At 74.4% G+C, this 13,891-nt stretch carries 10 protein-coding genes; 6 read left to right on the top strand and 4 right to left on the bottom strand.

The genetic code is table 11. The features are described 5' to 3' along the window. Positions 1–108 precede the first annotated feature (108 nt). The 6 genes from infB (at position 109) to ACF07N_RS05570 (ending at position 9,851) form a co-directional block, all read left to right on the top strand. Positions 109–3,195 carry a translation initiation factor IF-2 gene (gene infB / locus ACF07N_RS05595; RefSeq protein WP_392108859.1) on the top strand — a complete coding sequence of 1,029 codons (3,087 nt, stop codon included), beginning with the start codon at positions 109–111 and terminating at the stop codon, positions 3,193–3,195. Positions 3,196–3,376: 181 nt separating this feature from the next. Continuing rightward, positions 3,377–3,670, top strand: coding sequence for a DUF503 domain-containing protein (locus ACF07N_RS05590; RefSeq protein WP_356929477.1), 294 nt, complete (start codon positions 3,377–3,379; stop codon positions 3,668–3,670). 44 nt (positions 3,671–3,714) lie between these two features. Further along, positions 3,715–4,167, top strand: coding sequence for a 30S ribosome-binding factor RbfA (gene rbfA, locus ACF07N_RS05585; protein ID WP_311688512.1), 453 nt, complete (start codon positions 3,715–3,717; stop codon positions 4,165–4,167). Then, positions 4,164–5,069, top strand: coding sequence for a tRNA pseudouridine(55) synthase TruB (gene truB, locus ACF07N_RS05580; protein ID WP_383349700.1), 906 nt, complete (start codon positions 4,164–4,166; stop codon positions 5,067–5,069). Before rbfA ends, truB begins: the two co-directional genes overlap by 4 nt. A gap of 256 nt (positions 5,070–5,325) precedes the next feature. Beyond that, positions 5,326–8,751, top strand: coding sequence for a trypsin-like peptidase domain-containing protein (locus ACF07N_RS05575; protein ID WP_392108854.1), 3,426 nt, complete (start codon positions 5,326–5,328; stop codon positions 8,749–8,751). Positions 8,752–8,897: 146 nt separating this feature from the next. Continuing rightward, positions 8,898–9,851 (top strand): bifunctional riboflavin kinase/FAD synthetase, encoded by a 954-nt coding sequence (locus ACF07N_RS05570; RefSeq protein ID WP_383336472.1) that lies wholly within the window; start codon positions 8,898–8,900, stop codon positions 9,849–9,851. Here the strand turns inward: ACF07N_RS05570 and ACF07N_RS05565 are convergent. From ACF07N_RS05565 to ACF07N_RS05550, 4 genes are read right to left on the bottom strand one after another with little or no spacing between them, the layout of a single operon-like run. Continuing rightward, complete coding sequence (locus ACF07N_RS05565) at positions 9,848–10,912, bottom strand: ABC transporter ATP-binding protein (RefSeq protein ID WP_392108850.1); 1,065 nt, start codon at positions 10,910–10,912, stop codon at positions 9,848–9,850. The two genes, ACF07N_RS05570 and ACF07N_RS05565, sit on opposite strands and share 4 nt — an antisense overlap. Further along, positions 10,909–11,928, bottom strand: a complete 1,020-nt coding sequence (locus ACF07N_RS05560; RefSeq protein WP_392108847.1) for an ABC transporter ATP-binding protein — start codon at positions 11,926–11,928, stop codon at positions 10,909–10,911. Before ACF07N_RS05560 ends, ACF07N_RS05565 begins: the two co-directional genes overlap by 4 nt. After that, positions 11,925–12,839, bottom strand: coding sequence for an ABC transporter permease (locus ACF07N_RS05555; RefSeq protein WP_392108844.1), 915 nt, complete (start codon positions 12,837–12,839; stop codon positions 11,925–11,927). Before ACF07N_RS05555 ends, ACF07N_RS05560 begins: the two co-directional genes overlap by 4 nt. Then, a complete protein-coding gene (locus tag ACF07N_RS05550; protein ID WP_392108841.1) occupies positions 12,836–13,882 on the bottom strand; it encodes an ABC transporter permease in 1,047 nt (348 codons plus the stop codon). The genes ACF07N_RS05555 and ACF07N_RS05550 overlap by 4 nt, the downstream gene beginning before the upstream one ends. Positions 13,883–13,891: the final 9 nt, after the last annotated feature.

The following is a 13,891-nucleotide window of genomic DNA, read 5'->3' as shown; positions in this document are numbered from 1 at the left end:
GCGAGTCGAAAGCAGGTCGAGATTGCGATGAGCACTCGATGAGTACGCGATGAGTACGCCCATGAACTAGCGACGGTCCGGACGCAACCCGGACCTCAAAGGAGCGAAGTGGCTAAGGTCCGGGTCTACGAACTCGCCAAGGAGTTCGGTGTCGAGAGCAAGGTCGTCATGGCCAAGCTCCAGGAACTCGGTGAATTCGTCCGTTCGGCGTCTTCGACCATCGAAGCGCCCGTTGTACGCAAACTGACGGACGCCCTCCAGCAGGGCAACGGCGGCGGCAAGTCCGCCCCCGCCCGCAAGGCTGCCCCGGCGAAGCCGGCAGCCCCCTCCCCGGCGCAGGCTGCCCGTCCGGCCGCCCCGCGCCCGCCGGCCCCCAAGCCGGCAGCCGCCGAGAAGCCCGCGGCTCCCGCCGCGCCGGCGACTCCCGGCCCCCGTCCCACCCCGGGCCCGAAGCCCGCGCCGCGGCCCGCCCCGGCGTCCCCGGCTCCGACCACGCCCGAGTTCACGGCACCGCCGTCGGCTCCCGCCGAGCCGTCCCAGGGTTCCGGCCCGCGTCCGGGCGCCCCGCGTCCGGCCGGTCAGGCCCCGCGTCCCGGTGCCCCCCGTCCGGGTGGTTCCGGCCAGGGCGGCCAGGGCCGCGGCGACCGTGCCGGAGCTCCGCGCCCGGGTGGCGGCGCTCCGCGTCCCGGTGCCCGTCCGGCGGGTCCCCGTCCGGGCAACAACCCCTTCACCTCCGGCGGCTCCACCGGCATGGCGCGCCCGCAGGCGCCCCGTCCCGGCGGCGCCCCGCGTCCCGGCGGTCCCGGCGCACCCGGTGGTGCCCCGCGCCCGCAGGGCCAGGGCCAGGGCGGTCCCCGTCCCCAGGGCGCCGCGGGCGGTCCCCGTCCGCAGGCTCCGGGCGGCGCGCGTCCCACGCCGGGCGGCATGCCCCGTCCGCAGGGCGGCCCGCGTCCCGGCGGCGGCCCCGGCGGTCCGCGTCCCAACCCCGGCATGATGCCGCAGCGTCCGGCTGCCGGCCCGCGTCCCGGTGGCGGCGGCCCCGGTGGCCGCGGTCCCGGTGGCGGCGGTCGTCCCGGTGGCGGCGGCGGTCGCCCGGGTGGCGGCGGCTTCGCCGGCCGTCCCGGTGGCGGCGGTGGCGGTTTCGCCGGCCGTCCCGGTGGTCCCGGTGGCGGTGGCGGCGGTTTCGCCGGCCGTCCGGGTGGTCCCGGCGGCGGCGGTGGCCGTCCCGGCTTCGGTGGTCGTCCCGGTGGTCCGGGTGGCCGTGGTGGCACGCAGGGCGCCTTCGGCCGTCCCGGCGGTCCCGCGCGTCGTGGCCGCAAGTCGAAGCGGCAGAGGCGCCAGGAGTACGAGGCCATGCAGGCCCCGTCGGTCGGCGGCGTGATGCTGCCTCGCGGCAACGGCGAGACCGTTCGCCTGTCGCGCGGTGCGTCCCTCACCGACTTCGCGGAGAAGATCAACGCCAACCCGGCGTCGCTCGTCGCGGTCATGATGAACCTCGGCGAGATGGTCACGGCCACGCAGTCCGTCTCCGACGAGACGCTCCAGCTCCTCGCCGACGAGATGAACTACACGGTTCAGATCGTCAGCCCGGAGGAGGAGGACCGCGAGCTGCTCGAGTCCTTCGACATCGAGTTCGGCGAGGACGAGGGCGACGAGGAGGACCTGGTGGTCCGCCCGCCGGTCGTCACCGTCATGGGTCACGTCGACCACGGTAAGACCCGGCTCCTCGACGCCATCCGCAAGACGAACGTCATCGCGGGCGAGGCCGGCGGCATCACCCAGCACATCGGTGCCTACCAGGTCGCGACCGAGGTCAACGACGAAGAGCGCAAGATCACCTTCATCGACACCCCGGGTCACGAGGCGTTCACCGCCATGCGTGCCCGTGGTGCCCGGTCGACCGACATCGCGATCCTGGTCGTCGCGGCCAACGACGGCGTCATGCCGCAGACGGTCGAGGCGCTCAACCACGCCAAGGCGGCCGAGGTCCCGATCGTCGTCGCGGTCAACAAGATCGACGTCGAGGGCGCCGACCCGACCAAGGTGCGCGGCCAGCTCACCGAGTACGGGCTGGTGGCCGAGGAGTACGGCGGCGACACGATGTTCGTCGACATCTCCGCCAAGCAGGGTCTGCACATCGACTCCCTGCTGGAGGCCGTGATCCTCACCGCCGACGCCTCGCTCGACCTGCGGGCCAACCCGCACCAGGACGCGCAGGGCATCGCGATCGAGTCCCGTCTCGACCGCGGCCGCGGTGCCGTGTCGACGGTCCTCGTCCAGCGCGGCACGCTGCGGGTCGGCGACACCATGGTCGTCGGCGACGCGTACGGCCGGGTCCGGGCGATGCACGACGACAACGGCAACCTCGTCACCGAGGCGGGCCCGTCGACGCCGGTCCAGGTCCTGGGCCTGACCAACGTCCCGGGCGCGGGCGACAACTTCCTGGTGGTCGACGAGGACCGTACGGCCCGTCAGATCGCCGAGAAGCGCGCCGCCCGCGAGCGCAACGCCGCGTTCGCCAAGCGCACGCGCCGCGTGTCGCTGGAGGACCTGGACAAGGTGCTCAAGGCCGGCGAGGTCCAGCAGCTGAACCTGATCATCAAGGGTGACGCGTCCGGATCGGTCGAGGCCCTGGAGTCCTCCCTGCTCCAGCTGGACGTCGGCGAAGAGGTCGACATCCGCGTCCTGCACCGCGGCGTCGGTGCGGTCACGGAGTCCGACATCGACCTGGCCATGGGCTCCGACGCCATCGTCATCGGCTTCAACGTGCGCGCCGCCGGGCGTGCGCAGCAGATGGCCGAGCGCGAAGGCGTGGACGTCCGGTACTACTCGGTCATCTACCAGGCGATCGAGGAGATCGAGGCGGCCCTCAAGGGCATGCTCAAGCCGGAGTACGAAGAGGTCGAGCTCGGTACGGCGGAGATCCGCGAGGTCTTCAAGTCGTCCAAGCTGGGCAACATCGCGGGTGTTCTCATCCGCTCCGGCGAGGTCAAGCGGAACACCAAGGCCCGCCTCATCCGCGACGGCAAGGTGGTCGCGGAGAACCTCAACATCGAGGGCCTGCGTCGCTTCAAGGACGACGTCACCGAGATCCGCGAAGGGTTCGAGGGCGGTATCAACCTCGGCAACTTCAACGACATCAAGGTCGACGACGTCATCGCGACGTACGAGATGCGCGAGAAGCCGCGGGTGTGACACCCACGGTTCGCCAGCCGGCCGACGCGGCACCCGCCGCGTCGGCCGGCTGGCCGTTGGGGCGCGGTGCGCACCGGAAAACCCGATCGAGCCCCCGGCCCGTTCGCGGTAACGTTCCTGGTGTTCCCGCGCCTCGACGCGCGGGCCATCGATCCCGTACCGGCGGGTCATCCGGACACACATGTACGTGGGGACTCTGTCCTTCGACCTGCTTCTCGGCGACGTACGGTCGCTGAAGGAGAAGCGCTCCGTCGTCCGCCCGATCGTCGCCGAGCTCCAGCGCAAGTACGCGGTGAGCGCGGCCGAGGTGGACCACATGGACCTCCACCGCAGGGCGGTCATCGGCCTCGCGCTGGTGTCCGGCGACGCGGGGCACGTGAGCGAGGTGCTCGACCGGTGCGAACGGCTGGTCGCCGCCCGCCCCGAGGTGGAGCTGCTGTCCGTCAGGCGGCGCTTCCACGGCGAAGACGACTGACGAACCGAGAACGAACCGGACAGGAAAGAACGGGAGACGGACCAGTGGCCGACAACGCGCGGGCTAAGAGGCTGGCGGACCTCATCCGAGAGGTGGTGGCCCAGAAGCTGCAGCGCGGGATCAAGGACCCGCGGCTCGGCTCGCACGTCACCATCACGGACACCCGGGTCACGGGTGACCTCCGGGAGGCGACCGTCTTCTACACGGTGTACGGGGACGACGAGGAGCGCGCGGCGGCCGCCGCCGGCCTGGAGAGCGCCAAGGGCATCCTGCGCTCCGAGGTGGGACGGGCCGCCGGTGTGAAGTTCACGCCGACCCTGACCTTCGTCATGGACGCCCTGCCGGACAACGCCCGCACCATCGAGGACCTCCTCGACAAGGCGCGCCAGTCCGACGCGAAGGTGCGCGAGGCGTCCGCCGGGGCGAAGTACGCCGGTGAAGCAGACCCGTACCGCAAGCCGGACGAGGACGACGAGACGGACGACACCGCCGAATGACCCGGAAGCACACCACGCCCGACGGCCTCGTCATCGTCGACAAGCCGTCGGGCTTCACTTCGCACGACGTCGTCGCCAAGATGCGCGGCATCGCCAGGACCCGCCGCGTCGGGCACGCCGGCACCCTCGACCCGATGGCGACGGGCGTCCTCGTCCTCGGCGTCGAGAAGGCCACCAAACTCCTCGGCCACCTCGCGCTGACCGAGAAGGAGTACCTGGGCACCATCCGCCTCGGGCAGAACACCCTCACGGACGACGCCGAGGGGGACATCACCTCCTCCGCCGACGCCTCCGGGGTCACCCGGGACGCCATCGACGCCGGCATCGCCGAGCTGACCGGCGAGATCATGCAGGTGCCGTCCAAGGTCAGCGCCATCAAGATCAACGGCGTGCGCTCGTACAAGCGGGCCAGGGAGGGCGAGGAGTTCGAGATCCCGGCCCGGCCCGTGACGGTCTCCTCCTTCGGCGTGTACGACGTACGCGACGCCGTCGCCGAGGACGGCACGCCCGTGCTCGACCTGGTCGTGTCGGTCGTCTGCTCCTCCGGCACCTACATCCGGGCCCTCGCCCGCGACCTGGGCGCCGGCCTCGGCGTCGGCGGTCACCTCACCGCCCTGCGCCGCACCCGGGTCGGCCCCTACAAGCTGGACGCGGCCCGCACCCTGGACCAGCTCCAGCAGGAGCTGACCGTGATGCCGGTCGCCGAGGCCGCCGCGGCCGCGTTCCCCCGCTGGGACGTCGACGACCGCCGCGCCAAGCTGCTCACCAACGGTGTGCGGCTGGAGATGCCCGACCAGTACGCGGGCTCCGGCCCGGTCGCCGTCTTCGACCCGGAGGGCCGCTTCCTCGCCCTCGTCGAGGAGCAGCGGGGCAAGGCCAAGAGCCTGGCCGTCTTCGGCTGAGCGCCTGCCCGGGGCGGTCCGCCCGTGGAGCGGCGGTCACGGGGTACCTCCACTGCCGCCGCTCCACGGTCCCCCCTCGGTTCCCCCACCCCTAGGGTGTATCCAGCCGCCCCCGTCCGTTCACCCGTCCGTGCGGGCGCTCGGAGTGAACCGGGGGAGCGGAAGGGGGCGCTTTCGCGAAGCGATCTGTCCCGCTGATCATCCCGCCCCTAACGTCGAACACGAGGGCACGGGTGTACGGCGGGGAGGCTCGACGATGACGTCGCGGAACCGGTCCCGGGAGACGGACGACAGCGCACCGGACCCCCCGGACCGCCCCGGACCGACGGAGTGCGAGGACCGGGCGGTCCCGGACGGGGCGCTCGTGCGTATCCACGACCTGGCGGGCCGCCCGCGGGGCACCGGGTTCCTCGCCGACCACCACGGCACCCTCGTCACCAGCCACGAGGCCGTCGACGGCCTGCCCCGGCTGGTGCTGCACGGAGCGGGGGAGCGCCGCCGGGTCGTGGCCGCCGACGCGATCACGCCGCTGCCCGCGCTCGATCTGGCCCTGGTGCGGACCGAGGGTCTCGGCGTGCCGCCGCTGCCCGTCACCGCGCGGGGCGGGGCCCGGACGGGCACCTATGTGCGGATCGCCGCCGGCGGCTGGCGCGAGGCGCGGGTCCTGGGAGCGACGGGCGTGACATACGCGGCCACGGACCGCTTCCACCGCATCGACGGGGCGCTGGAACTCGCGGTCGGCACGGCGGGCCGGGACGCGCTGCGGCTCGGCGGGGGAGCGGCCGGCGGTCCGGTGCTCGACGCCGCGACCGGGGCCGTCGTCGCCGTCCTCGGCACCGCGCTCCGCTCCGGCCACAGGGACGTCGGCTTCGCCGTCCCGCTGCATCCGGAGATGCCCGGTGCGGCCGGCCCGCTCGCCGACCTGCTGGCCGAGAACGCGGCCACGGTCCCCGCGTACGGCGACGACCTCAACCTGGCGGCGGTGCTGGCACTGACCGGCGTCCCGGTGGGGCTGGACGGCCCGCCCTGGCCGCCGGGCCTCGCCGAACCGGTCGAACGGGCGGCCCTGGCAGCCGGGTTCCATGCCTTCACGACAGGCCGTGAGACCGTCCTCGGCCTGGTCGGTGCCCCCGGCAGCGGCCGTACGACGGAACTGGCGGCGCTCGCGGCCCGCCGCGCCCGCGACGGGCACCCCACCCTGTGGCTGCGCGGCTGCGACCTAGGGGACGACGACACGTCGGTGGCGGACGCGGCCCGCCGGGCGCTGACCCGCGCGGCCCCGCTCGTGGCCGCCGCCCGGGCGTCCTTCCCGCCCGGCCCGGGCGACCTGTCACCGGACCGTCTGGCCCGCCACGCCGACGCGCTCGGCCGCCCGCTGCTGCTGCTCCTCGACGGCACCGAGGAGATGCCGCCCGCCCTTGCACGCCGGTTCGCCGCGTGGGCGGACGGGACGCTGCGGTGGCTGCGGGAGACGGGGGCGCGGCTCGTGACGGCCTGCCGGCCCGAGTTCTGGGAGGAGGCGGCGGAGGCGCTGCACCGGCCCGCATGCGTGCGCGCGGGCGACCTCACCGAGGACGAGGCCCGCGAGGCGCGCGAGCGCCTCGGCATCCCGGAGGGCGCGCTGAGCGGCCCCGACGCCCGGCATCCGCTCACGCTCCGGCTGCTCGCCGAGATCCGGGCCGCGCTCCCCGAGCCCCCGGACCGGCCCGCCGCCACCGTCGACCGGCACGACGTCTTCGCCGCCTACGTGGACCTGATGTCCCTGCGGATCGCCACACGCCTCGCCACCGTCGACGGCCTGCGCGGCACCGCCGTCCGCAGGCTGGCCGCGAAGGTCGCCCGTCAGGTGCACGAGGCCGCCCGGCGCAGTCTCGGCCCGGGCGGCGGCGACCTGGACGCGGAGGCGTTCGCGGCCCTGTTCCCCTGGGGACGCGCCCCGGACCGGCTCGGGGGCGGCACCGGCTGGGCCCCGGCCGTGCTCGCCGAGGGCCTGCTCGTGCCCTCCGGACCGGGCTACCGCTTCGCCCACGAGGAACTCGCCGACTGGCTCCACGGCCTCCACCTCGACCTCGACGAGGCCCTGCACGCTCTCGTCCACCGCGGCCGGGAGGACGAGACCGGCGAGCCCGTGCCGCACCATCGCATCGGGCCCGTCCTGCAGGCCCTGCTGTGCCTGGAGCGGCAGCACGGCAGCGGACCGCCGGCCTCCCGCCTGGCCGACCTGGTGCACGCCCTGGACGCCGACCCGGGGTCCTGGTGGGCGGCCCGGCTGCTCGCGGGGACGCTGACGGCCGTGCCCGACGCGACGCCGTACACGGACGTGCTGCGGCTGCTCGCGGACCGGCTGGTGGCCTGGCGGCGGCAGGAGCGGCCCGTGCCGGACGTGTTCGGGCCGGACTTCTGGACCGGCCTGCGGCTGGCCGACGGGGCGCGCTTCGGGCTGCTCAGGCGGCTCGTGCACGCCGACGGGCCGCCGTGCGAGGCCGGCCCGCGCTTCCTGGACGCCGTCGCGCGGCTGCTGGCGGCCGACCCGGTCACGGTGCAGCCGCACCTCGTCCGCTGGTTCGACGACGAGCAGCCGCTGCCCGCCACCCCGCACGCGACCGTGGCCCTGGCCGCGCAGGCCCTGCTGCACACCCACCGCGGCCGGGCCCCGGACGAACTGGCCGACGTGCTCGCCGACCGCGCGCACCGGCGGGCCGACGAACTGCTCGCGGTCCTGGCCGAGGAGGAGCCGTCGGTGCTGTGCCGGGCCGCCGACCGGTGGGCGCGCGACGAACGCCCGGCCCGACGGGCCGCCGCCGTGACCCACGGCCTGCGCGTCGCCCCGTACGTGAGCACCGGGGCCGACCGGGCCCTCCTGCGCTACGCGGCCCTCACCCTGCTCGCCCGCCCCGCCGACCGGGCCCTGCACGGCGGGGCCCTCGCCCTCCTCGTGCAGGACCCGCACACCCGGATCCGCTACCTGCCCCGGGCGCTCGAGCACTTCGCGGCCGGTGACCCGCACCTGCCGCCGGACGCCCTGGCCGGGGCCCTGCTCACCCACCCCGAGCCGGTGCTCGGCGCCTTCGCCGCACGGCTTCAGCGGCCCGGCGCGGACGAGGCGCTGCGAGCGCTCGCCGACGCCACCCCACCCGGCCTGGCCCGGCCCGTCGCGGCGCTGCTCCGCCAGGCCGAGGAACGGCGACCGGAGCTGGCCGGGCAGATCGCCGCCTACACCGACCAGCGGCTCGACCGGGGGCCCGCCGCACGCGCCGTGCTCCTGCCCCTGGTCACCGGCCTGCTGGAGGGCGGATCCGTACGGCTGCGCTGCGCCCTGGCCGGTGTCCTCACCCCGCCCGGCATCCCGGCCTCCCGCCCGCTGCGCCGGGAACTGCGTGAGGCGCTCCTGGCCCGCGAACACGACACCGACGTCCTGGACGCGCTGCTGCACGCCGCCGCCCGCAACGGCGGTGAGGACCTGCGCGACCTCGTCCACCGCATCGGCCTGCTGCTGGGCCGCACCCCCGAGGGCGCGGGCCGCTTCGACCGCGCCCTGGTCGACCTCGGCCGGCACGTGCCCGGCTTCGCCGCCCGCGTGGCCGGCTGGCTCGCCGAGGAGCCGGGGGAGTGGGCGGCGCTGGTCGGGCCGAGTTCCCACCGCACGATCGAGCACCTGGCGGGCGCCGGCGTCCCCGCCTGACGGCGCGGGGGCCGTGCGCCCGGTCACACCTTGATGCCGATGCGGGCGGGGGCGACCCGGCATGGCACCCTTAGACCTGCGTACGCGTCACCACGGACAACCGACCGGACACGGGTTCGACGAGCTTTCGACAAGGAGCAGGCACAGTGCAGCGCTGGCGTGGCTTGGAGGACATCCCCCAGGACTGGGGGCGCAGCGTCGTCACCATCGGCTCCTACGACGGAGTCCACCGCGGACACCAGCTGATCATCCGGCATGCCGTGGACCGCGCCCGGGAGCTGGGCGTGCCCGCCGTCGTCGTCACCTTCGACCCGCACCCCAGCGAGGTGGTCCGCCCCGGCAGTCACCCGCCCCTGCTCGCCCCGCACCACCGCCGCGCCGAACTCATGGCGGACCTAGGCGTGGACGCGGTGCTCGTCCTCCCCTTCACGACCGAGTTCTCGAAGCTGTCCCCGGCCGACTTCGTCGTCAAGGTCCTCGTCGACAAGCTGCACGCCAAGGCGGTCGTCGAGGGCCCCAACTTCCGCTTCGGCCACAAGGCCGCCGGCAACGTGGAGTTCCTCGCCACGCAGGGCAAGACCTACGACTTCGAGGTCGAGGTCGTCGACCTGTACGTGACGGGCGAGGCCGGCGGCGGGGAGCCGTTCTCGTCCACGCTGACGCGGCGTCTGGTCGCCGAGGGCGACGTCCGGGGCGCGGCGGAGATCCTCGGCCGGCCGCACCGGGTGGAGGGCGTCGTCGTCCGCGGCGCCCAGCGCGGACGCGAACTGGGCTTCCCCACCGCCAACGTGGAGACGCTGCCGCACACGGCCGTCCCGGCCGACGGGGTGTACGCCGGCTGGCTGCACGCGCAGGGTGAAGCGATGCCCGCGGCGATCTCCGTCGGCACGAACCCGCAGTTCGAGGGAACCGAGCGGACGGTGGAGGCGTACGCCATCGACCGGGTCGGGCTGGACCTGTACGGCTTGCATGTCGCGGTCGACTTCCTGGCGTTCGTGCGGGGGCAGGCGAAGTTCGACACGCTGGACGCGCTGCTGGAGCAGATGGGGCGGGACGTGCAGAAGTGCAAGGAGCTGGTGGCGGCCGAGCCGGCTGCCTAGTCCGCTCGTGGAGCGTCCGAGGGTGCGTTGGGGCTCGTCGCGCCGTTCCCCGCGCCCCTGAGGGACGTCGCCCAGTGGCAGGCGACCTGTGACTCCCCGCCCCCGCCCAGCACCTCCAGGTCCCGGTTCCTGCACGCCTCCGCCACGCCCGCTGCCTCCGCCTCTCCACCGGCCAGGACCTGGCAGCGGGCGTGGAAGCGGCAGCCGGACGGCACATGTGACGGGTCCGGGGGCTCGCCCGTGAGGATCACCGGGGCGCCCGGGGCCTCCGGGAGGACCGACAGCAGCGCCTGGGTGTAGGGGTGCCGGGGAGCCGTCAGGACCTGCTCCACCGGCCCCGTCTCCACGATCCGGCCCAGGTACATCACGGCGACCCGGTCCGCGATGTTCCACGCGAGGCCCAGGTCGTGCGTCACCACCAGGGCGGACAGGCCCAGTTCGGTCCGCAGCCGGAGCAGCAGGGCGAGGATCTCGCCGCGCACCGAGGCGTCGAGGGACGCCACCGGCTCGTCGGCCACGAGGAGTTCGGGTTCCAGCACGAGCGCGCCCGCGATGACGACGCGCTGGCGCTGCCCGCCGGACAGCTCGTGCGGGTAGCGCAGGAAGAACCGCTCCGGGGGACGCAGCCCGGCCCGGGACAGGGCCCCGGCGACCGCCGAGCGCTCGTCGCCTCCGTGACCGTGGATGCGCAGTCCCTCGGCGACCGCGTCGTACACCGTGTGCCGTGGGTTGAGCGAGCCGCTCGGGTCCTGCAGGACGAGTTGGACGCGCTTGCGGTAGGCCTTGAGGGAGCGGCCCGAATAGTCCAGGGGGCGGCCGTCGAAGGTGACGGTGCCCGCGGTCGGCTCGACCAGGCCCAGCAGGCTGCGCGCCAGGGTCGTCTTGCCGCAGCCGGACTCGCCGACGAGCGCGACGATCTCGCCGGGCCGGATGTCGAGGTCGACGCCGTCGACCGCGCGGGCCCGGGGACCGCCGTGCCGCCCGGGGAAGGTGACGTGCAGGCCCCGGGCGCTCAGCAGGGGTGCCGTGGCGACCTCGGGGGCCGTGGGGGAGAGGGTCATGGCGTGCCGGGCCTCGCTTCCTCGAGCGCTTCCGGATCCTGCGGGTCCGGGCGGGGCTCCCGCGGCGGTGGTCCGGCCAGGACACAGGCGGCCCGGCGCTCCGTCCCCGCCTCCCGCAGGGCCGGGTCCTGCTCGGCACACGACTCCAGCGCCACGGGGCAGCGCGGGTGGAACGTGCACCCGGACGGCAGCGCGGCCGGGTCGGGCGGGTCGCCCGCCAGCCCTTGCGGCGCGAACCGGGAGGCCGGGTCGCCGATGCGCGGGAACGCCGCCGACAGGGCCCTGGCGTACGGGTGCCGGGCGTCCTCGTACACCTGGGCCGCCGGGCCTTCCTCGACCACCCGGCCCGCGTACATCACCGCCAGCCGGTCGCATGTGTCGGCCAGGACCGCCAGGTCGTGGCTGATCATGATCAGGCCCAGGTCCTGGTCCGCGACCAGCTGCTCGATGAGCCGGAGGATCTGCGCCTGGATCATCACGTCGAGCGCGGTGGTCGGCTCGTCGGCGATGACCAGCCGCGGGTCGCAGGCCAGGGCCATGGCGATCATGACGCGCTGGCGCTGGCCGCCGGACAGCTCGTGCGGGTAGGCGCCGGCGCGGGCCGCGGGCAGGCCGACCTGCTCCAGCAGCTCGCCGGTCTTCTTCTTCGCCCCGGCCGGGGTCGCCTTCCGGTGCAGCAGGATCGGTTCGGCGATCTGGTCGCCGATGCGGTGCACGGCGTTCAGCGAGTGCATCGCGCCCTGGAAGACGACGGAGGCCCCGGCCCAGCGGACCGCCCGCACCCGGCCCCACTTCATCGTCAGCACGTCCTCACCGTCGAGCAGGACCTCCCCGGTGACGCGTGTCCCGGCCGGCAGCAGCCGCAGCAGGGCCAGCGCGAGGGTGGACTTGCCGCAGCCGGACTCCCCGGCCAGACCGAGCTTGCGCCCCGCCTCCAGACGCAGGTCCACCCCGCGCACGGCGGCCGCGCCGCCCGGGTACGTCACGGTCAGGTTCCTGACGTCGAGCAGAGTCAACGCGACACCCCCAGCCTGGGGTTGAGGACGGACTCCACGGCCCGTCCGCACAGCGTGAACGCCAGCGCCACCACGGCGATGGCGATGCCCGGCGGCACCAGGTACCACCAGTCCCCGGCGCTGACCGCGCCCGCCTCACGGGCGTCCTGGAGCAGCCCGCCCCACGACACGACCGTCGGGTCGCCCAGCCCGAGGAAGGCCAGCGTCGCCTCGGCGAGGATGGCCGAGGAGATGATCAGCGTCGTCTGCGCGAGCACCAGCGGCATCACGTTGGGCAGCACGTGCCGGGACATGACGTGCCAGTGGCCGCCGCCGAGCGCCCTCGCCCGCTCGATGTACGGCCGGGTCTCCACGGCGAGGGTCTGCGCGCGCACCAGACGGGCCGTGGTCGGCCAGGTGGTGACGCCGATCGCGACGACGATCGTGGTCAGCGAGCGGGACATCACCGTCGCCAGGGCGATCGCCAGCACCAGCGTCGGCATGACCAGGAACCAGTCGGTGATCCGCATCATCACCGTCGCGTACCAGCCCTTGAAGTGCCCGGCCGTGACCCCGATCAGGGTGCCGATCGCCACCGACAGCACGGCCGCGAGCAGCCCCACCAGCAGCGACACCCGCGAGCCCCAGATCACCAGGCCCAGCAGGTCCCGCCCGAACTGGTCGGTGCCCAGCGGGAAGGCGGCGCTCGGGCTCTGCATCGGACGCCCCGGCGCAGCGGTCACGCTGCTCACGTCGGAGCCCACGAACAGGGGTGCGCACAACGCCAGCAGCGCGCACAGGGCGAGCACGGCCAGGCCGTACAGCCCCGCGCGTTCGGCGCGGTACTGCCGCCAGAAGCGGGCGACGGAGGCCCGGCGGCGCTGCCGGGCGAGGGCACGCGGGCCCGTGCCCGCGCCGGTCGACGTCGTCATCGGGCCACCCGGGGGTCCAGCAGCGGATAGACCAGGTCGGCGAGGGTGTTCATCAGGATCACCGCGGCGGCGAACACGAAGAACAGGCCCTGCACCAGCGGCAGGTCGGGCACGCTCAGCGCCTGGTAGAACAGCCCGCCCAGGCCCGGCCAGGAGAACACCGTCTCCACCAGGATCACGCCCGCCACCGTCCGCCCCAGGTTGATGAAGACCAGGGTCACGGTCGGCAGCAGCGCGTTCGGCACGGCGTGCCGGCGGCGCACGAGGTCGTCGCGCAGCCCCTTGGCCCGCGCGGTCGTCAGATAGTCGCTGCCCATCTCGTCCAGCAGCGCCGACCGCGTGACCAGCAGCGTCTGCCCGTACTCCACCGCCACGAGCGTCACCACCGGCAGCACCAGGTGGTGCGCCACGTCGAGGACGTACGCGAAGCCCTCCTCGCCGCCGGACTCCATGCCGCCGGTCGGGAACAGGCCCGGCAGCGGGCCGACGCCGACCGACAGCACGATGATCAGCAGCAGTCCGAGCCAGAAGGACGGGATCGAGTACAGAGTCAGCGCGAGCCCTGTGTTGACCCGGTCGCCCAGGCCGCCGCGCCGCCACGCCGAGCGCGTGCCCAGGAGGATGCCCAGCGCGGTGTAGAGGACGAAGGCCGTCCCGGTGAGCAGCAGGGTGTTCGGCAGCGCCTCGGTGATCTTGTCGACCACCGGCGCGCGGAACTGGTACGACGTCCCGAAGTCGCCCGTGAGGGCCTTGCCGCAGTAGTCGGTGAACTGCCGCCACAGCGGCAGATCGAGCCCGAACTCCTCGCGGTACGCGGCCAGTTGCTCCGCCGAGACCTGGCGGCCGCCGGTCATGGTCTTCACCGGGTCGCCGGGGATGAGCCGGAAGAGGAAGAAGCTGGTGACGAGGACGGCCAGCAGCGACACGGCCGCGCCGGCCACCTTGCCGGCCAGGTAGCGCGGGTACGCGGAGCGCTTGCGCACCCGCGGTCCGGCCGCCTGCTGTCTGTCCTCGACCAGCGCGGGGGTCGCGTCGGCGGTCATCGGCGCCCG

The organism is Streptomyces sp. NPDC015242 (assembly GCF_043079125.1).
GTDB lineage: Bacteria > Actinomycetota > Actinomycetes > Streptomycetales > Streptomycetaceae > Streptomyces.
The sequence above is the reverse complement of the archived record's forward strand: the minus strand, read 5'-3'. Positions and strand labels throughout refer to the sequence as shown.

Coding starts and splice junctions, on each gene's coding strand:
- ACF07N_RS05590 (WP_356929477.1), top strand. CDS start 3,377: ATGTACGTGGGGACTCTGTCCTTCGACCTGCTTCTCGGCGACGTACGG.
- truB (WP_383349700.1), top strand. CDS start 4,164: ATGACCCGGAAGCACACCACGCCCGACGGCCTCGTCATCGTCGACAAG.
- ACF07N_RS05575 (WP_392108854.1), top strand. CDS start 5,326: ATGACGTCGCGGAACCGGTCCCGGGAGACGGACGACAGCGCACCGGAC.
- ACF07N_RS05565 (WP_392108850.1), bottom strand. CDS start 10,912: ATGACCCTCTCCCCCACGGCCCCCGAGGTCGCCACGGCACCCCTGCTG.
- ACF07N_RS05555 (WP_392108844.1), bottom strand. CDS start 12,839: ATGACGACGTCGACCGGCGCGGGCACGGGCCCGCGTGCCCTCGCCCGG.
- ACF07N_RS05550 (WP_392108841.1), bottom strand. CDS start 13,882: ATGACCGCCGACGCGACCCCCGCGCTGGTCGAGGACAGACAGCAGGCG.